17 protein-coding genes are annotated in these 17,324 nt (G+C 57.4%); 13 read left to right on the forward strand and 4 right to left on the reverse strand.

Features of this window, described 5'->3' with window-relative positions:
* Positions 1–2: 2 nt before the first annotated feature.
* The 3 genes from E8F06_RS10090 to E8F06_RS10100 all read right to left on the reverse strand — a co-directional run bounded on the left by E8F06_RS10090 (position 3) and on the right by E8F06_RS10100 (position 4,006).
* The gene (locus tag E8F06_RS10090; RefSeq protein ID WP_280360128.1) at positions 3–1,040 is read right to left on the reverse strand and encodes an aromatic ring-hydroxylating dioxygenase subunit alpha; all 1,038 of its coding nucleotides are present in this window, start codon (positions 1,038–1,040) and stop codon (positions 3–5) included.
* Between the two features lie 677 nt (positions 1,041–1,717).
* On the reverse strand, positions 1,718–2,995 hold the full coding sequence (locus E8F06_RS10095) for an FAD-dependent monooxygenase (RefSeq protein ID WP_280360127.1): 1,278 nt from the start codon (positions 2,993–2,995) through the stop codon (positions 1,718–1,720).
* 300 nt (positions 2,996–3,295) lie between these two features.
* On the reverse strand, positions 3,296–4,006 hold the full coding sequence (locus E8F06_RS10100) for a GntR family transcriptional regulator (protein ID WP_179060080.1): 711 nt from the start codon (positions 4,004–4,006) through the stop codon (positions 3,296–3,298).
* Between the two features lie 129 nt (positions 4,007–4,135).
* Here E8F06_RS10100 and E8F06_RS10105 point away from each other — a divergent pair, with 129 nt between their 5' ends.
* The 13 genes from E8F06_RS10105 to E8F06_RS10165 all read left to right on the forward strand — a co-directional run bounded on the left by E8F06_RS10105 (position 4,136) and on the right by E8F06_RS10165 (position 15,938).
* Complete coding sequence (locus E8F06_RS10105; RefSeq protein ID WP_280360126.1) at positions 4,136–5,176, forward strand: aromatic ring-hydroxylating dioxygenase subunit alpha; 1,041 nt, start codon at positions 4,136–4,138, stop codon at positions 5,174–5,176.
* Positions 5,173–6,129, forward strand: coding sequence for a PDR/VanB family oxidoreductase (locus tag E8F06_RS10110; protein WP_280360125.1), 957 nt, complete (start codon positions 5,173–5,175; stop codon positions 6,127–6,129). The genes E8F06_RS10105 and E8F06_RS10110 overlap by 4 nt, the downstream gene beginning before the upstream one ends.
* 164 nt (positions 6,130–6,293) lie before the next feature.
* Positions 6,294–7,118 carry an alpha/beta hydrolase gene (locus E8F06_RS10115; protein WP_280360124.1) on the forward strand — a complete coding sequence of 275 codons (825 nt, stop codon included), beginning with the start codon at positions 6,294–6,296 and terminating at the stop codon, positions 7,116–7,118.
* Between the two features lie 22 nt (positions 7,119–7,140).
* On the forward strand, positions 7,141–8,100 hold the full coding sequence (locus E8F06_RS10120; protein WP_280360123.1) for a PDR/VanB family oxidoreductase: 960 nt from the start codon (positions 7,141–7,143) through the stop codon (positions 8,098–8,100).
* A 147-nt stretch (positions 8,101–8,247) separates the two neighbouring features.
* Positions 8,248–9,312, forward strand: a complete 1,065-nt coding sequence (locus tag E8F06_RS10125; protein ID WP_280360122.1) for a maleylacetate reductase — start codon at positions 8,248–8,250, stop codon at positions 9,310–9,312.
* A 19-nt stretch (positions 9,313–9,331) separates the two neighbouring features.
* Entirely contained in the window at positions 9,332–10,288 is a 957-nt protein-coding gene (locus E8F06_RS10130; protein WP_179060086.1) for a VOC family protein, read from the forward strand.
* Between the two features lie 10 nt (positions 10,289–10,298).
* On the forward strand, positions 10,299–10,979 hold the full coding sequence (locus E8F06_RS10135; RefSeq protein WP_179060087.1) for a dienelactone hydrolase family protein: 681 nt from the start codon (positions 10,299–10,301) through the stop codon (positions 10,977–10,979).
* The gene (locus E8F06_RS10140) at positions 10,976–11,890 is read left to right on the forward strand and encodes an NAD(P)-dependent oxidoreductase (RefSeq protein WP_179060088.1); all 915 of its coding nucleotides are present in this window, start codon (positions 10,976–10,978) and stop codon (positions 11,888–11,890) included. Before E8F06_RS10135 ends, E8F06_RS10140 begins: the two co-directional genes overlap by 4 nt.
* 9 nt (positions 11,891–11,899) lie before the next feature.
* The gene (locus tag E8F06_RS10145; RefSeq protein WP_179060089.1) at positions 11,900–12,286 is read left to right on the forward strand and encodes a carboxymuconolactone decarboxylase family protein; all 387 of its coding nucleotides are present in this window, start codon (positions 11,900–11,902) and stop codon (positions 12,284–12,286) included.
* A gap of 275 nt (positions 12,287–12,561) precedes the next feature.
* Positions 12,562–13,680: an S-(hydroxymethyl)glutathione dehydrogenase/class III alcohol dehydrogenase gene (locus E8F06_RS10150; RefSeq protein WP_280360120.1), complete on the forward strand. Its 1,119-nt coding sequence runs from the start codon at positions 12,562–12,564 to the stop codon at positions 13,678–13,680.
* A gap of 76 nt (positions 13,681–13,756) precedes the next feature.
* The gene (locus E8F06_RS10155; RefSeq protein WP_179060091.1) at positions 13,757–14,140 is read left to right on the forward strand and encodes a VOC family protein; all 384 of its coding nucleotides are present in this window, start codon (positions 13,757–13,759) and stop codon (positions 14,138–14,140) included.
* A gap of 152 nt (positions 14,141–14,292) precedes the next feature.
* Positions 14,293–15,492: a formaldehyde dehydrogenase, glutathione-independent gene (gene fdhA / locus E8F06_RS10160; RefSeq protein WP_280360119.1), complete on the forward strand. Its 1,200-nt coding sequence runs from the start codon at positions 14,293–14,295 to the stop codon at positions 15,490–15,492.
* 248 nt (positions 15,493–15,740) lie between these two features.
* The gene (locus tag E8F06_RS10165) at positions 15,741–15,938 is read left to right on the forward strand and encodes a hypothetical protein (protein WP_348530035.1); all 198 of its coding nucleotides are present in this window, start codon (positions 15,741–15,743) and stop codon (positions 15,936–15,938) included.
* A gap of 93 nt (positions 15,939–16,031) precedes the next feature.
* Here the strand turns inward: E8F06_RS10165 and E8F06_RS10170 are convergent.
* A protein-coding gene (locus tag E8F06_RS10170; RefSeq protein WP_280360116.1) for an IS3 family transposase occupies positions 16,032–17,254 on the reverse strand; the annotation gives its coding sequence in 2 pieces (ribosomal slippage) (positions 16,032–16,909 and positions 16,909–17,254; 1,224 coding nt in all).
* Positions 17,255–17,324 lie beyond the last annotated feature (70 nt).

A 17,324-nucleotide genomic window follows, 5' to 3' on the forward strand; every position in this document is an offset into this window, starting at 1 on the left:
TTTCAGGAGCCTTGTACAGTTTCGGCCTTGCGCAAACGGTCAACGATCCAGCGAAACTGACCGAGAGCTTGATCCGAAGAAGTTGGCACCATATCGGCGTCCGGTTTCAGATTCAGAACGCGCTGCTGAGCCTCAATCATGACGCGATCCTCTTCAAAGGCCATCCTGGCAGCTTTGAACATCTCGTCAGCCATTTCGTCATTACCGCGGATCGAATCTGGCCCCCAAGAGAAGAAGTATCTGGAGGTAGTCTCGGTAATGGCGGTGACGCCTTGACACGTCAAGGATTCAAACAGCGGTTTGTCGGTAGGAGGTTGATCGCCCAAAAGTGCGGCGGTACCTGGCGGATAGACAGCGTTGTGCATGATCATCACGCCAGGGACATAGAATGTGTAAGCATTCCACATATCAACAGTGTCACCTGTAACACCACTAATAGTCGGCGGCGCCGGCTGACTTACCACCCAGCGCTCAACTCGAACAGCTCGTTCAAGCCGGGTTACTTTCGGACGTGTACGAGCCCAGTCGAGACTCGAACCGAAGCTATTCGGGTGCACATACGAAAGATGCGAGAAGTCCAGCAAGTTGTCGTTGATGTACTGATAATGCGCGAGGTAGTCGATTTGGCCAGATCGGAATATCCATTTTGGATCGTCAAGCTTGGCCGAGAGCGGGATTAGCGAAGGATCAGCCGATTCAGGATCACCCATCCAGATCCAGACCCAACTATGCTGCTCTACAACAGGGAAGCTTCGTACACAGGCTTTCGCAGGAATCGTTTCTTGGCCCGGAACTTCAACACACTTTCCATTCGGAGCGAACTTGAGGCCGTGGTACATGCAGCGCAGTGCATCACCTTCTACCGAGCCCAGTGATAGCGGCGCGGCGCGGTGGCAGCAACGATCCTGAAGTGCGACAACATCCCCTTTGCTATCACGGTAGAGCACGATCGGTTCGTTAATGATGGTTCGACTTACAGGGGTATCACCAGGAACCTCGTAATCCCATGCTGCGATGTACCAACAGTTCTTCACGAACATACTGTTTTCCTCTTCTTATTCTGAAGTCTTGAGAAAGGCCCCTAAGGGTCGCACCCAGATGCGAGAAATGCCTTATCCACCTTTATTGTGTGGTAATTGCCTAACTCAAAAACCTATCTTTAGAAAGCCCGGTGTGACGTACTTGATCGCCAAGCTCGGGTCATGCCGAATGAGCGCGTGCGCCACGTTTTGGCAATACGCGCCTCACCTGTATGATGGAGCGCAGCATCGCGGTATATTTTTAAAATAGCGACTCGGTCCCAGGCGCTGGTTTCCGCGGATTGACGAGGATGACCGAACAGGACATAAATTCCATCGCCTGCATTTCCAGGTTTAAGCAGGACGCTAGCTACGATCGGGAAGAGTCAGCACGTCGACTGAATCTATTTACACATTACCCCTTGAACCATCGCAGCACAGCAAGTGACTAGGACTGCCTTGTAGTAAGAGACAGGGAGAGATCCGCCCGCGCGTAATTAGCCCAGAAATCCGCTCGCAACATAAAGTACGTAATAGCAAAGCAATTTATTTCGTTGTTGCTTCGTAGCTAGTCATCCGGCGCTCCATCAGGAGAGACGTAACGCCGAATAACTACACCTTTCTGCATTCCCTATCTTTTCTCTCCTATCGAAAGATAGAGATAGTGGTCGCCTGTCTTTTTCTGTGACAGGCCGCCACTAACCAGCCCTCTCGATGGTCACGCCTCCGTGACCGCTCACGATCCCACCGTTGTTGCGCAGATCCTCTGCTACATAGGATTGCCGCCAATCTTCACGGTACGGACGGCCAGCGAGATCAAAGGTGGAAAGCATCGCTTTGCGCTTGTATTCCAAATTTCCGAGCATCGCGAAGAAGCCTGCCTCGTCCGCCTGGCGCTTGGCCGGCTCGCGCTCCTGCATTCGGCGCTTCAGCTCAATGGCAGTAGGACTGGCGATCTCAACGAAGCAGCGGCGACGTTCGTATGCATACCAATCCAGCGCGTCGTCCGCAGCCTGGTTATTGAACTGAGCGGACAGGGATTTGATAAGCAACGACGCATCCTGCACCCCGGAAGTGAGTCCCAGGCCACCAATTGGGTTGGTCGCGTGAGCCGCATCACCGGCTAGCAGCACCCTTCCGCTTCGATAGGTTTCAGCTGAACGCTGATGCACCCGATATGAGTTAGCCAGCACCAACTCGTATGGCTCACTGGGATCAGGCAGGATTCGCTTGAAGCGCTCAGTGATACGAGCAACACGCTGCTCTTCAGTCAGCTCCGTGCTTTCGCCGTAGGCAACACGCCACAAACCGTCATTATTGATCTTTGCGACAACGCGCCAATCATCGGGATCGGCCACCATGTTGTTGTCGGCATAGTCGAACTTCTCGAAGTCGTAGATGAGGTTCGTCGCCATGAAGACCTCATCCCAAGTGAAGCCCTCGAACTGAACCCCCATGGCCTTGCGGACAGCGGAACCGGCGCCGTCGCATCCGATCAGCCAATCAGCGTCCAGGTATTCTTCGCAACCATCGCGCTCCAGCTGCAATTGCACTTTGTCGTCGGATTGGGTGTATCCCTGAAAAGCTGTCGCCCACTGGATCGTCGCATTCGGCAGAGCTTTCAGCCGCTCAAGGAGCAAGTCCGCGAGCTCATCCTGGCCGAAATGAAGGATGTACGAGTAGGGGGTGATTCCCTCCAGATCGTGAAAATCAAGCCCACCCTTTTGCCCAGACAACAGGAAGTGTTGAGTGAATCGGTAGCCAAAGGCGCCAATGCGCTTCGCGTCTTCCAATACCCCGACGTCATCGAGAACCTTCAGCGTGGAGGGCAAATAGACCATTGCCCGTGGAGATCGAAGAACCCCCTCCCCTTTGTCGATTACGGTGACTTCGGCTCCGGCCTGCGCTAGCCCCAATGCAATCAACAATCCAGTAGGACCAGCACCAACCACGACGACCTTGTTACCGGCAGCCATCTCAACCTCCTGAGATCTTTTTGTTATTGCCCGCAGAACCATGAAATACGGTCGTGTCGGGCGGGAGGTTGTCAGTTAGAAGCGCAAGAGAGTGCGATACACCTATCAAAAGATAGCGAGGGGATCGGGACGGAGCCGAGCGCTGACAGCGGAAGGGGAAGGGGAAGGGGAACATCTCACGGGAAGCCTGGTGCTCGGGTAACCTGAATGCACGCTGGCCACTCCTCCCGCACAGGCCCTGAGAAGCTTTGGATCCGATAGCGAAGCGGCATCAGCGCAATATTGGATCCACTATACCGCTTAGCCCTGTATGACGCGCAGCCCTGGTCTTGACGACTGCTTGGTGGCAAATAGCTCTGCATAGCCCAAAGTAGCATTGGCGTGCTCCTTCATGATTCCCTCCGCCCTAGCGCCTGCGCCATGGATCAACGCGTCGTACACGGCGTGATGCTGCATATGGGCAAAATTAAATCGGCGGTATTCCCGCGCCATGTCATTACGGTCCACAGCTAGCGCGGTGACGGACGCGAACGGAAGGTGGTTGTTGCGCATCAGGGCCATCTCGATGGCGGGATTCCCGCTGGCCTCAATGATCAGACTGTGGAAGCGCATATTCAGATCCTGATAAGCCTCCAGGTCATCGTCAGTGACGAATCCCTTCGCAAATAACAGATCCCCTTCTTCCAGGCATTGCTGAAGACCCCGCAGGCACTCCTCGGACAAGCCTCGCTCAGCGGCCTGCCTGGCCGCCAAACCTTCCAGCACCCCCCTGACCTCAACCGCCCCCGCAATTTCCTCGGGACTAACCCCCCTGACCAGATAGCCCCGGGCGCCGGCCCGACTCAACAGGCCCTCCTGCTCCAACGTGCGAAAAGCAATACGAACCGGCGTCCTTGAGACCCCAAGCGCCTCAGCAGTGGGTATTTCAGCCAGCCTTTCGCCAGCCGCGAGTTCGCCAGAAGCGATCATTTTTCGAAGGGTCACGAGGACATGCTGCCCGGGCTTGCTCATCTTCAACTCCCAAAAAAGGACTACGCACCTGCGTATTGGATTCAAAAATCCCGATTGACATCTTACCTCGGCGTGTGAGCAAACTAAATTGGATCCAATAACAACAATCCCGTCTGGGAGGAGTCAATCATGTTCCTGAAGAACGCCTGGTACGTTGCGTGCACACCCGATGAGATCGCCGACAAGCCACTGGGGCGGCAGATTTGTGGCGAGAAGATCGCCTTTTACCGTGGTGCCGAAGGAAAGGTCCACGCCGTAGAGGATTTCTGTCCCCACCGCGGCGCCCCGCTTTCGCTTGGTTTCGTAAGGGACGGACAGCTCGTTTGCGGTTATCACGGCCTGGTAATGGGCTGCGATGGAAAGACCGTCTCGATGCCCGGCCAACGAGTGCAAGGCTTCCCTTGCATCCGCTCCTTCCCGGTAGTCGAGCGGTACGGCTTCATCTGGATCTGGCCAGGCGACGCCACCCTTGCCGATGCCAATGAGATCCACCACCTCGAATGGGCTGAAAGCCCCGACTGGGCTTACGGCGGTGGCCTGTACCACATCCAATGCGACTATCGACTGATGATTGACAACCTGATGGACCTGACGCACGAAACGTACGTGCACGCGTCAAGCATTGGCCAGAAGGAGATCGACGAAGCTCCGGTTGCCACTCATTCCGAAGGCGACACCGTCATCACTTCGCGGTACATGAGCAACATCATGGCCCCACCCTTCTGGCAGGCGGCGCTCCGCGGCAACAACCTTCCGGACGATCAGCTCGTTGACCGCTGGCAAATTTGCCGTTTCACCCCTCCCAGCCATGTGCTGATCGATGTTGGCGTGGCGCTGGCAGGCAATGGTGGAATCAATGCGCCCGCGAATCTCAAGGCCAACAGCATCGTGGTCGATTTCATTACACCGGAGACAGAAACGTCGATCTGGTACTTCTGGGGAATGGCCCGGAACTTCCAAGCCCAGGACCAAGCACTCACGGAACGCATCCAGGAGGGCCAAGGGAAGATCTTCGCCGAAGACCTCGAGATTCTTGAGCAACAGCAACGCAACCTGCTGGCTTACCCCGAACGCAAGCTGCTCAAGCTGAACATCGACGCAGGTGGCGTCCAATCCCGTCGCATCCTTGATCGACTCATTGCTCGTGAAAGCACCACGGAGGTCATGTGATGGAAGTAGTCGTCACTGCAATCGCAGTCGAAGCGGAAGGCATCAAAAGCTTCGAATTCCGCAGGGCCGATGGTGCGCATTTACCCGCATTCAGCGCCGGATCTCACATCGACGTGCGCACCCCCGATGGTCACCAACGCCAGTACTCGCTCTGCAACTCACAGGATGAGCGAGACCGCTACCTCGTCGGGGTGCTGAAGGAACCGAACTCACGGGGTGGCTCCAAGTCGATGCATGAGCAATTGGAGGTCGGCGCCCGGGTCGAAATTAGCGAGCCGAAGAACCTGTTTCCACTCCACAACGCGACCAAGCGGAGTCTGCTGTTCGCCGGCGGCATCGGCATAACCCCGATCCTCTGTATGGCGGAGCGCCTAGCAACAATTGGCGCCGACTTTGAGCTGCACTATTGCTCACGCTCTGACGACCGAGCGGCGTTTGTCGACCGCATCAAGTCATCGTCCTTTGCAAGTCGCGTGCATTTTCATTTCGACACCGGCCCCGAAGAGCAGAAGCTGCAGGCCAGCGTCGTCCTCGGCGAGCCAGGAGATGGCGTTCATCTATACGTCTGCGGCCCTGGCGGATTCATGGACTTCATTCTCAACACCGCGCGGGACAGCGAATGGAGCGAAGACCACCTCCATCGGGAATACTTTGCTGCCCAACCAGCGTCCGCGCCAGGTGCGGATCAGGCATTCGAAGTCCAGGTCAGCAGCACCGGTGAGGTGTATACCGTTCCGGCAGAAATGAATGTTGTCCAAGCCCTGGCAGAGCATGGAATCGATATCCCCTATTCTTGCGAACAAGGCATCTGCGGTACCTGCACTACACGCGTACTAGGTGGCGAGCCGGATCATCGCGATATGTTCCTCTCCGCGGAGGAGAAGGCAGCGAACGACCAGTTCATGCCTTGCTGCTCTCGAGCCAAAAGCTCCCGCCTCATCCTAGATCTTTGATCCTCTCTGCCCATGCTCAAACCGGCTTCATTGGGCCGGTTTGAGCCCATCCCCTTACCCTCTCCGAGTAGTTAGTCGAGATCAGGCTATCCAAGGATAGGTGTCCTAACACACAGCTCCCTTCATCGTGTATCTGCCAATAACAATAGTGCAGGAGTGCTTCGATGAATTCGATGACGTGGGGCGATGCCCGTGTGGACCATTCCGGTTTCCAACGAGACGAGTTCGTTGTCGAAGGAACTCGGACTATTGTCTACAGCGCTGGTCAGGGAGAACCGCTCGTGTTCTTTCATGGTGCCGGCACCTGGCACGGCATCGACTTTGCCCGCGCATGGATCGATCGTTTTCGCGTTATCCTGCCCTATCACCCCGGTTTCGGTGAGTCAGATGATAGTGAGTCAGCCAGTAACTTCCATGGCTACATAGATCACTACCGAAACTTATTCTCCCTGATGAATCTAAGTCGATTTCATCTCGTCGGCTTTTCCCTCGGCGGCCGACTGGCCGCTGAGTACGCAGCCGAAAACACTGAGCAAATTACGAAACTGGCTCTAATTGCTCCAGCTGGTCTCGAAGTGCAAAACATCTCGCTTCCGGACCTTCGCGAAGTAAAGCCGGAAGAATTCCCTGCCTACATGGTGAACGATCTCTCCACGCTCAAGCGTTACCTTCCTGACGGCTTCGATCCGCAGTTCATAAAGATGAGAGAAAGAGAGACGTCGTCGACAATGCGACTGCTTTCGGATGGGTTCAACAACTTATCAATGCCTGAGCTACTCCAGAAGCTGAGCATGCCCTCCCTAATTGCATGGGGACAGGAAGATCGGCTTCTTCCAGCCCCCCTCGCTGTGCACTGGCATAAACACCTACCTAATGCACAAATCCAATTCTTTGCAGATGCAGGGCATCTAGTTCTGGACGAGTCCGTCGTTGCCAGGGAAGCAGTTGCGAAGTTTCTTTCAGCCACACCGAACAAGAACGAGCAGTAAGCCTGCTTGCTAGGAGTACCCCATGTCTGCCGAATTTCTAGATCTGATAATTTCCGCCATTAGATCGGAAGCTAAAGACACTCTTTCGTTTGAACTTAAGTGCGCGGACGGAAAAGAACTTCCCGAATTCTCACCAGGTGCCCATCTCGAAGTTCACCTCTCTAATAGCCTGATTCGTCACTATTCGTTGTTCAACGACTCGACTGAGCGCAAGCGATATCAAGTAGCGGTGAGCCTTGCCCCCGAGAGCCGGGGCGGCTCTAGCTTCCTTCACGGCGGCCTCAAGGTTGGGCAAACCCTGCGAGTCCGGCCTCCGCGCAACAATTTCCCGCTAGTCGCTGACGCTGAACACTACAACTTCATTGCCGGCGGGATCGGGATCACCCCGATGCTTTCCATGGTTCGCTGGTGTGAACGTCAAGGTAAGAATTGGCACTTGCACTATCTCGCCCGCACGAAATTGAGAGCCGCATTTTACGAAGAGCTTCTGGGCTTCGACAGAGAGAAAGTCACATTCCATTTCTTAGACGATAGTAACGGAACCCAATTTGATGTCGAATCGGCAATCTCACAGATGCGCTCCGATAGCCACATCTATTGCTGCGGACCTATGCCGCTCATGCAACGCGTTGAGCAGGCCGCTTCAACTCGCCCTTCTGATCACGTTCACTTTGAATGGTTTAGTGCTCGACCAAAGGACGAATCAGAAGTCAACGATGGGTTCAAACTTATTATCAAGAGTACCGGACAGGAATACCTAGTTCCCGCGGACAAAACCATTCTGGATGTCCTCGAAGAAAATGACTACATGATCCCTTACTCCTGCCGCGAAGGCATCTGCGGCAGTTGCGAGGCAACAGTTGTATGCGGAACACCGGACCATCGAGACACTGTGCTTTCGGACGAAGCAAAAGCAGCAGGAAAAACCATGCTGGTTTGCGTTTCGCGCTCTAAAACACCTGTTCTTGAACTGGATATCTAACAGCAGTAGTGCACAGCATCGTCGATGCATCCATGAAAGCGAAATAAAACTTCAAATCTATCTTTCGATAGATGACCTGTGCGGTCCTACAAGTATTTTTACTGATGTGCTGCAGCAATATTAATAAGAGGTCAGTGAGGAGATCCGATGCAACCATTTTCCTACAACGCACTTCCTGCGCGTGTGATATTTGGCTTCGATACGCTTCGCCAGGTTGCTGAAGAAGTTCAGCTACTTGGATGCAAACGCGCGCTTGTTCTATCAACGCCGCATCAAAAGGCAGAAGCGCAGCATTTATCGAATTCCCTCGGGGAGCTGTCAGTCGGTACGTTCACTGAGGCCACCATGCACACTCCCGTCGAAGTTACGGCGCGGGCGGTGGAGCACGTCAAGCGCCTAGACGCTGACTGCGTCATTGCTCTTGGGGGAGGATCGACAATCGGCCTTGGCAAAGCCATCGCACTTAACACCGACCTTCCCCAGATCGCCATTCCGACCACTTATGCCGGGTCGGAAGCCACCCCGATCCTCGGCCAGACCGAAAAGGGTATCAAGACCACACAGCGGACCCTAAAGGTCCTGCCGGAAGTCATCATCTATGACGTGGAGCTTACCCTTACCCTCCCGGCGCAGCTGACTGTCACGTCCGGTCTGAACGCAATTGCTCACGCTGTCGAGGCGCTGTATTCGAAAGATGCCAACCCACTGATTTCGATGCTTGCCGAGCAAGGCATTGCCGCAATTGCCCGCGCCATTCCTCGCATCCATGCCAACCCAAATGATCGCGAAGCACGCTCCGATGCCCTCTTTGGCGCTTGGGCGTGCGGTACCTGTTTAGGCGCGGTAGGCATGTCCCTGCACCACAAGCTGTGCCACACGCTCGGCGGCAGCTTCGATCTACCGCACGCGGAGACCCATACCGTGGTGCTTCCTCATGCGGTTGCCTACAACGCGTCGGCTGCTCCGGAAGCCATAGCGCGTGTTGCCCGAGCGCTCGGAGTCGATGACGCAGCCAAGGGGCTGTACGACTTGGCCACCAAGCACGGTGCTCCGAAAAGCCTCGCTGACATCGGCCTTCGTAGAGAAGACGTGGCGCGCGCGGCTGACATCGCCTGTGCCTCCCCTTACTGGAACCCCCGAACGATCGAACGAGCAAGCATCGGCGAGCTCCTCGAAAACGCTTTCCTCGGCATCCGTCCTAACTCCAACTAAAACGCGCCTGGAGAACCTCATGGAAATCAATCCGCATATCCTCCGCCATCACCACATTACCCTGAACGTCGGCGGTGCCCAGGAAGACTACGACTTCCACACCAAGGTGCTCGGACTGAAGAGCGTCAAAAAGACCGGTCTCTACGACGGAAACGAGCCGATTTACCATCTCTACTACGGGAACGACCTCGGCGAAGAAAGCACGCTGGTCACCTGCTTCCCGATGCGTCAGTCCGGTCGTAAGGCCCGCCGTGGCTCTGGCCAGGTCAAGACTCTCGCCCTTTCGGTACCAGTCTCCTCGCTTAGCTTCTGGGAGAAGCATCTTTCCAGTTTCGGGTTCAAGCCGGCCTTCATGGAACGATTTGGCGAGAAGCTCCTGCAGTTTGCCCATCCATGCGGCATCGTCTATGAGCTAGTCGGCATTGCTGACGACAACCGCAAGCCGTACTCCAATGGGGCTATCCCAAGCGAATTTGGTATTCGTGGAACCCACGGCATTACGGTCACGGTTCGCGATCTGGAGAACTCCTCCGAGTTCATGCATTACGGCTGGAGCGGGAAGCAGCGAGAAGTCGATGGTGCATTCACCCGCTTCGAGGTGGGCAATGGTGGTACCGGCACCATCATCGACTTCGAGCTCGCACCCAATCTGCCGCAGGGTTCCTGGGCCTATGGCGAGGGCACCGTTCACCATTGCGCCTTCGAAGTCTCCGACCTGGAGATCCAACGCAGCGTCAAGCTGCATCTCGAAGGCCTTGGTTATACCGACGTTTCCGACCGCAAAGATCGCGGCTACTTCGACTCGATCTACGTTCGCACGCCTGGTGGTGCCCTGTTCGAAGCCTCGGTGTCCAAGCCTCAGGGTTTCCTCGTCGACGAGTCGTACGAGAATCTCGGCGGAACAATCCAGATTCCGCCACAGCTGGGCGCCAATGCTCAGGAAATCGCGGCATACCTCGAACCACTCAAGTACTGAGGACAGAGGCATGTCCCCTACCCCACATCTGGACCAACCTGCTCACGAGTTCGGCCCGGCACCAGAAGCTACCGGCATGGCGGTAATTCTGATCCACGGCCGAACGCAAGGACCGCAGGACATGGTCGCGATTGCCGATCGCCTCAACGTGCAAGACGTTTCCTACGTAGCGCTGCAGGCGAGCGACAACAGCTGGTATCCCGACAAGTTCATGGCACCGCTGGAGAACAATCGGCCGCATCTCGACCACGCTCTCGCGCGCGTGGAAGTAGCAGTCGGACGCCTTGAAGATCGCGGCATTCCCCGATCCCGGATCGTCCTACTCGGTTTCTCCCAAGGCGCATGCTTGGCCTGCGAATTCGTTTACCGCAATCCAACTCGTTGGGGCGGATTGGTCGCCTACACAGGTGGACTGATCGGGCCGGAGCAAATGACCTGGCTACTTGATCGGAAGCTGCAGCGGACCCCTATCTTCCTGGGAAATGGAGATGCCGATCCGTGGGTTCCTCTAGCCAGGACCGACCAGACCGCAACCGTCTTTGGCCGCATGGGCGGCGACGTGGAGCTTGAGACTTATCCAGGGCGCGAACACGCCGTCTGTGACGACGAAATCGCCCACGGCCGAGCAATCATCCAGTTGCTCAAGCAATCCGTTTCAGCACAAGTAGACAGCAGAGGAAGTAACGAATGAGCTTGCCAAGCATTGGCTTCATCGGCTTGGGGACCATGGGCGAACCAATGGCTACCAGGCTGGTAGAAGCAGGTTATTCGCTGACGGTTTTTGATCTCAACACTAGTTCGGTGAGCCGCCTCGTAGCGATGGGCGCAACCTCCGCCCACAGTCCGGCCGAAGTTGCAGCTCAAGCCGAAATCGTACTCGCCAGCTTGCCGACCCCCGACATCATGCTCAAGGTCGCTCTGGGTGAAAACGGCGTCTGCAACGGTGGCAAGGTCCGAGTGTTCATCGACCTGTCCACATCTGGCCCGCGGGCAGCCAAGCAGCTTGCCAGCGGACTGGCAGCACATGACATCACAGCGCTCGATTGTCCTGTGAGTGGCGGAGCGGCAGGAGCCCGCAAAGGGACGCTCGCCTTGATGGTGTCGGGTCCTGAGCGCGAGCAAGCGGAGACGACCCCGATCCTGAAAAACCTCGGGAAAGTCATTTCCTGCGGCAACGAACCAGGTCTGGGTCAGACGATGAAGTTAGTGAACAACCTGGTCTCGGTCACGGCTTTGGCAGTTTCCTGCGAAGCCTTGGTAATGGGCGTTAAAGCCGGGCTGGATGCGAAGGTCATGCTCGACGTCTTCAATGCTGGAAGTGGCCGTAACAGTGCAACCACCGACAAGCTCCCTCGAGCGATCCTCCCTCGCACGTTCGACTTCGGGTTCACCACCGGCCTGTCACTGAAGGACACCCGCATCTGCCTGGAAGAAGCCGAGGCCATGGGTGTGCCGATGCCCGTCGGGAGTGCCGTGCGGCAGGTTCTGAACATGACCCGCGCAACTTACGGCGAGGGAGCTGACTTCACTCGAATTGCCTGCCTCATCGAACAGTGGGCGGGCATCGAAATGCCTGCGATTCAAGTCCAAGACAACGCATAGGAATAGAGAATGAACCGAGAGCTTTTTGAAAAGGGCTTTGCCAATCGTAAAGCCGTACTGGGTGCAGAACACGTCGAGCGTTCTTACGCTGCAGCGGATAGCTTCAATAAGCCGATGCAGGAGCTGGTTACTGAGTACTGCTGGGGCGCGGTATGGGGTGATGAAACCCTCCCGTTCAAAACGCGGAGCATCATCAACCTTGCTGCACTGACAGCGATGAACCAACACCACGAACTGGGCGTCCACGTGAAAGGTGCCTTGACCAACGGTGTCACTCGGGAAGAAATCCGTGCTGTGCTAATGCAGGCTGCAATTTACTGCGGCGTGCCGGCTGCTCTTGCTGCTTTCCGAGTAGCCAGCGAGGCAATCAAGGCTTGGGATGCTGAACACGCCTGAGTCATCAAAGAACCCGCTCTGCAATGGAGCGGGTTCTGATCCAAACCTCGTGCATCAAAACGACAGTTGCGAGTTCAAGACCATGAGTCCTCATCAGTTGCGTGACGACTCTCCTTCCTAGCCTGTCACGCCCTACCCCTGGGGCAATCGTTCGATAGGTGTTCTGAGGCATTACCACTGCAATTGTTATACGAGCCCGAGTGCACGGTTCGTTGCTGCGCGGCACAAGCACGACCGCAACCAACAAAAAATCCAAGTAACGAGGAACATCTGGAATGATCAAGTCTCGCGCTGCGGTGGCCTTCGCCCCCAATCAGCCACTGCAGATCGTTGTAGTCGACGTAGCGCCGCCCAAGGCGGGCGAAGTCCTGGTGCGCATCGTGGCGACCGGCGTCTGCCACACCGACGCCTACACCCTGTCCGGTGCTGACTCCGAAGGCGTGTTCCCCTGCATCCTCGGTCACGAGGGTGGTGGCATCGTCGAGGCCGTAGGTGAGGGCGTCACCTCGCTGGCGGTGGGCGACCACGTGATCCCGCTCTATACGGCCGAGTGCCGTGAGTGCAAGTTCTGCAAATCCGGCAAGACCAACCTCTGCCAGAAAGTGCGCGCTACCCAGGGCAAGGGCCTGATGCCCGACGGTACCAGCCGTTTCAGCTACAACGGCGAGCCGGTCTACCACTACATGGGCTGCTCGACTTTCTCCGAATACACCGTGCTGCCGGAAATCTCCCTGGCGAAGATTCCCAAGGACGCCCCGCTGGAGAAGGTCTGCCTGCTCGGCTGCGGAGTGACCACCGGCATCGGTGCCGTGCTCAACACCGCCAAGGTAGAAGAAGGCGCCACCGTAGCCATCTTCGGCCTGGGCGGTATCGGCCTGGCAGCGATCATCGGCGCCAAGATGGCGAAGGCCTCACGGATCATCGCCATCGACATCAACCCGGACAAATTCGAGGTGGCCCGCGAGCTGGGCGCTACCGATTTCGTCAATCCGAAGGAACACAGCAAGCCGATCCAGGACGTCATCGTCGAGCTCACCGACGGCGGCGTCGACTACAGCTTCGAGTGTGTCGGCAACGTCAACCTGATGCGCGCCGCGCTCGAGTGCTGCCACAAGGGTTGGGGCGAGTCCGTGATCATCGGCGTGGCGCCCTCCGGTGCCGAGATCAGCACCCGTCCGTTCCAACTGGTGACTGGCCGCGTCTGGCGCGGTTCGGCCTTCGGCGGCGTGAAGGGCCGCACCGAACTGTCGAGCTACGTGGACAAGGCACAGCAGGGCGCGATCCCGTTGGACACCTTCATCACCCACACCATGACCCTGGATGACATCAACAAGGCCTTCGACCTGATGCACGAAGGCAAGAGCATCCGAACGGTTATCCAGTTTCAAGACTGAGTCTAACGACCCAGTTATCCAAGGCCGAGAGCAATGCTCTCCAGCCATCTTTAGACCCACAAAGAGAAATCACAAGATGTCCATCTTCACGCACGTAACTGTTGGCACCAACGACCTGGCCAAAGCCCGTAGCTTCTACGACAACGTTTTGGGTGCGCTGGGTAATAAGCGCATTGCAGATCTTGGCGAAAATGGCTCTATCTGGGGCGTAGACGCTCCGTCCTTCTTCGTACTGAAACCTGCAAACGGCGAACCTGCCAGCGTAGGTAACGGTGTCACTGTTAGCTTCGAAGCACCCAATCGCGCCGCCATTGATGCGTTCCATGCCGCTGCCCTTGCTGCCGGCGGTAAAGACGAAGGTGCTCCCGGCCCGCGTGGTTGGGCTCCGAACGCATACGCCGCATATGCTCGCGACCTCGATGGGAACAAGCTGGCGGTTTACTGCTTTAAAGCTGAGTAAGCACATCAGGCGCCGAACCTAAGGCGCTATCGAAGGCGCACTGCCGTTGCATGCATGTGCGCCCTCCTCCGAAACCAATAATCACGAACTTTCAGTGGTTCCTCTGGAAACCACCGAATCCCGAAACACTCGCATGAGTGGAAGGAGTTGGCATGTCTGGTAATCGTGGTGTCGTTTATCTCGGTGCGGGCAAGGTCGAAGTGCAGAAGATCGACTACCCGAAAATGCAGGATCCCCGCGGCAAGAAGATCGAGCACGGGGTGATTCTGAAGGTGGTCTCCACCAACATCTGCGGCTCGGACCAGCACATGGTGCGCGGCCGTACCACCGCCCAGGTCGGCCTGGTGCTCGGCCACGAGATCACCGGTGAGGTGATCGAGAAAGGCAGTGACGTGGAAAGCCTGAAGATCGGCGACCTGGTTTCCGTGCCGTTCAACGTAGCTTGCGGCCGCTGCCGCTCCTGCAAGGAAATGCACACCGGTGTCTGCCTCACAGTCAACCCGGCCCGCGCCGGCGGTGCCTACGGCTATGTCGACATGGGCGACTGGACCGGCGGCCAGGCCGAGTACGTGCTGGTGCCCTACGCCGACTTCAACCTGCTCAAGCTGCCGGACCGCGACAAGGCCATGGAGAAGATCCGTGACCTGACCTGCCTCTCCGACATCCTGCCCACCGGCTACCACGGCGCGGTCACCGCCGGCGTCGGCCCGGGCAGCACCGTGTATGTCGCCGGTGCCGGCCCCGTGGGCCTCGCCGCCGCCGCTTCCGCCCGCCTGCTGGGCGCCGCCGTGGTCATCGTTGGTGATGTGAACCCGGTGCGTCTGGTGCATGCCAAAGCGCAGGGCTTCGAGGTCGCCGACCTGTCCCAAGACACCCCGCTGCACGAGCAGATTGCTGCTCTGCTGGGCGAGCCGGAAGTGGATTGCGCCATCGACGCTGTAGGCTTCGAAGCGCGTGGCCATGGCCATTCCGGTGCGCAACACGAAGCGCCGGCCACCGTGCTCAACTCGCTGATGCAGGTCACCCGCGTGGCCGGCAAGATCGGTATCCCCGGCCTCTACGTCACCGAGGACCCGGGCGCTACCGATGCCGCAGCGAAGATCGGCAGCCTGAGCATCCGCTTCGGCCTCGGCTGGGCGAAATCCCACAGCTTCCACACCGGCCAGACTCCGGTGATGAAGTACAACCGCGCGCTCATGCAGGCGATCATGTGGGACCGCATCAACATCGCTGAAGTGGTGGGTGTGCAGGTCATCAGCCTGGACGACGCACCGCGTGGCTACGGCGAGTTCGATGCCGGTGTGCCGAAGAAATTCGTCATCGACCCGCACAAGACCTTCAGCGCAGCCTGAATCGATTCTACCGTCGACGCCGCGATCTGTGCCTGCGGCGTCAACCTTAAGGAGCCTTCGGGCTCCTCTTTTTTCCCACAATCAATTAACGAGTGAGCATCCGGTCCCCGCTGACTGCCCATCCCTATCACAACCACAGGGCACGCCCAATCGTTGGAGTGAGTAGGATTGAGCAGAGTTTACGGCACACGGCCCACTCACTTGGGACACACAGCGAGCACATCCGTTTGAACCTTCAAGATGCCACCTTGGCCCTCTTCCTCACCGCTCACATTCATGGCACCAATGCAGCCATCAAGGCCACAGCCAAGCGCTGCGCCAATTGCCTTCCCCACAACAAACGGGACTTGATGCTCTCTATCATTGACAGCACCGAGCCGCTCAAGCTGGTCAGGTACATTGCTGAAAACCTGGACTCTGCCGATATGGGGCAGTACGCGCCTTAAAGCTCAGCGACAGTTGCTATTACCTGAATTGTGCCTACTGGGTGAACGGAACCCTATGGACTTGCCCCTATCAAACCGGACACCGGCACCCCGTTAAGTTGATGCCTCAGCCAAGCGCCTGAACTCTCGTGGTGAGCGGTAGTTCAATGCGCTGTGCGGATGTTCCTCGTTGTAATGCTCAAAGGCGATGGCCAGATTATGCAGGGCCGTCGCTCGATCAGGCTTGGGCATGTGGTGGATGTAGTCACGCTTCATGGTCTTCACGAAGCTCTCCGCCATGCCATTGCTCTGCGGGCTGCACACTGGGGTGGTCAGGGGCAGCAGGCCGATCTGTCGGGCAAAGGCTCGGGTCTGTTCGGCGGTATAAGCCGAGCCGTTATCGCTCAGCCATTGCACCGGCGATGCGGGCAGTTCGCCACCGAAGCGTTGTTCAACAGCTTCCAGCATCACGTCGCGGACATCGTCGCCGCTGTAGCCGTTTGGGCTGGCCACCCAGCTGATGGCTTCGCGATCACAGCAGTCCAGGGCGAAGGTCACACGCAGTTTGTCACCATCCTCGCAGCGGAACTCGAAGCCATCCGAACACCAGCGGGTGTTGCTCGTGTCCACCGCGACACGACCTTCGTGACGCCGTGCCACGCCCGGCTGTTTGCGCCGGCGCTCCAGCAACAGATCGTGGTCACGCATGACCCGGTAAATCCGCTTCACGTTGACCGGTGGCAGGGCCTGTTGCTCATGCTGTCGACGCAACAGCCCCCACACCCGCCGATAGCCATAGCTGGGCAACGTGCCGACTGCCTGCTTGATCTGTTCGACCAGGACTCCATCGTTGAGCGCCCGGCGCCGACGCGGCTGCGGCCCTGGAGCGGGCTGTTTGAGTCGAGCCGTCAATTGCGAGCGCGCTACACCGAGACTTTCACTGACCGCTTTCACTGGTCGTCCCCCGGCAACAAGGGTGAGTGCGCAAGCCATTTTCGCGAGCGAGCGATCTCCACCGCTTCCTTGAGGATCTCGGCCTCCATGGTCTTCTTGCCCAGCATCCGTTGCAGCTCGCGGATCTGTTTCAGCGCGTCGGCCAACTCAGAGGCCGGCACCACGGCCTCACCGGCACTGACCGCCGACAGGCTGCCGTCCTGATAGAGCTTGCGCCAGTGGAACAATTGGTTGGGATTGATGCCATTGCGCCGGGCCACCACCGAGACGCTTTGCCCGGGTTCGAAACTTTCGCGCACCATGGCCAGCTTCTCCTCGGCACTCCAACGGCGGCGCCGCTCCTGGCCGAGCACTTCGATGGTTTTGTCTTTGCTGGTAGTCATAAACACAGTCGTTTGCCTATCCCTTATGGTAAGGGGGAAACGGTGTCCTGTGTTTCAAGGGGCTCGCCCA

It is taken from the genome of Pseudomonas sp. BN411 (assembly GCF_029871235.1).
GTDB lineage: Bacteria > Pseudomonadota > Gammaproteobacteria > Pseudomonadales > Pseudomonadaceae > Metapseudomonas.

Bases quoted from the DNA above. Each gene is read 5' to 3' on its own strand.
- E8F06_RS10120 (WP_280360123.1), top strand. From the start codon at position 7,141: ATGTCTGCCGAATTTCTAGATCTGATAATTTCCGCCATTAGATCGGAA.
- E8F06_RS10095 (WP_280360127.1), bottom strand. From the start codon at position 2,995: ATGGCTGCCGGTAACAAGGTCGTCGTGGTTGGTGCTGGTCCTACTGGA.
- E8F06_RS10155 (WP_179060091.1), top strand. From the start codon at position 13,757: ATGTCCATCTTCACGCACGTAACTGTTGGCACCAACGACCTGGCCAAA.
- E8F06_RS10115 (WP_280360124.1), top strand. From the start codon at position 6,294: ATGAATTCGATGACGTGGGGCGATGCCCGTGTGGACCATTCCGGTTTC.
- E8F06_RS10100 (WP_179060080.1), bottom strand. From the start codon at position 4,006: ATGAGCAAGCCCGGGCAGCATGTCCTCGTGACCCTTCGAAAAATGATC.
- E8F06_RS10145 (WP_179060089.1), top strand. From the start codon at position 11,900: ATGAACCGAGAGCTTTTTGAAAAGGGCTTTGCCAATCGTAAAGCCGTA.
- E8F06_RS10130 (WP_179060086.1), top strand. From the start codon at position 9,332: ATGGAAATCAATCCGCATATCCTCCGCCATCACCACATTACCCTGAAC.
- E8F06_RS10150 (WP_280360120.1), top strand. From the start codon at position 12,562: ATGATCAAGTCTCGCGCTGCGGTGGCCTTCGCCCCCAATCAGCCACTG.
- E8F06_RS10090 (WP_280360128.1), bottom strand. From the start codon at position 1,040: ATGTTCGTGAAGAACTGTTGGTACATCGCAGCATGGGATTACGAGGTT.
- E8F06_RS10125 (WP_280360122.1), top strand. From the start codon at position 8,248: ATGCAACCATTTTCCTACAACGCACTTCCTGCGCGTGTGATATTTGGC.
- E8F06_RS10135 (WP_179060087.1), top strand. From the start codon at position 10,299: ATGTCCCCTACCCCACATCTGGACCAACCTGCTCACGAGTTCGGCCCG.
- E8F06_RS10105 (WP_280360126.1), top strand. From the start codon at position 4,136: ATGTTCCTGAAGAACGCCTGGTACGTTGCGTGCACACCCGATGAGATC.
- fdhA (WP_280360119.1), top strand. From the start codon at position 14,293: ATGTCTGGTAATCGTGGTGTCGTTTATCTCGGTGCGGGCAAGGTCGAA.
- E8F06_RS10140 (WP_179060088.1), top strand. From the start codon at position 10,976: ATGAGCTTGCCAAGCATTGGCTTCATCGGCTTGGGGACCATGGGCGAA.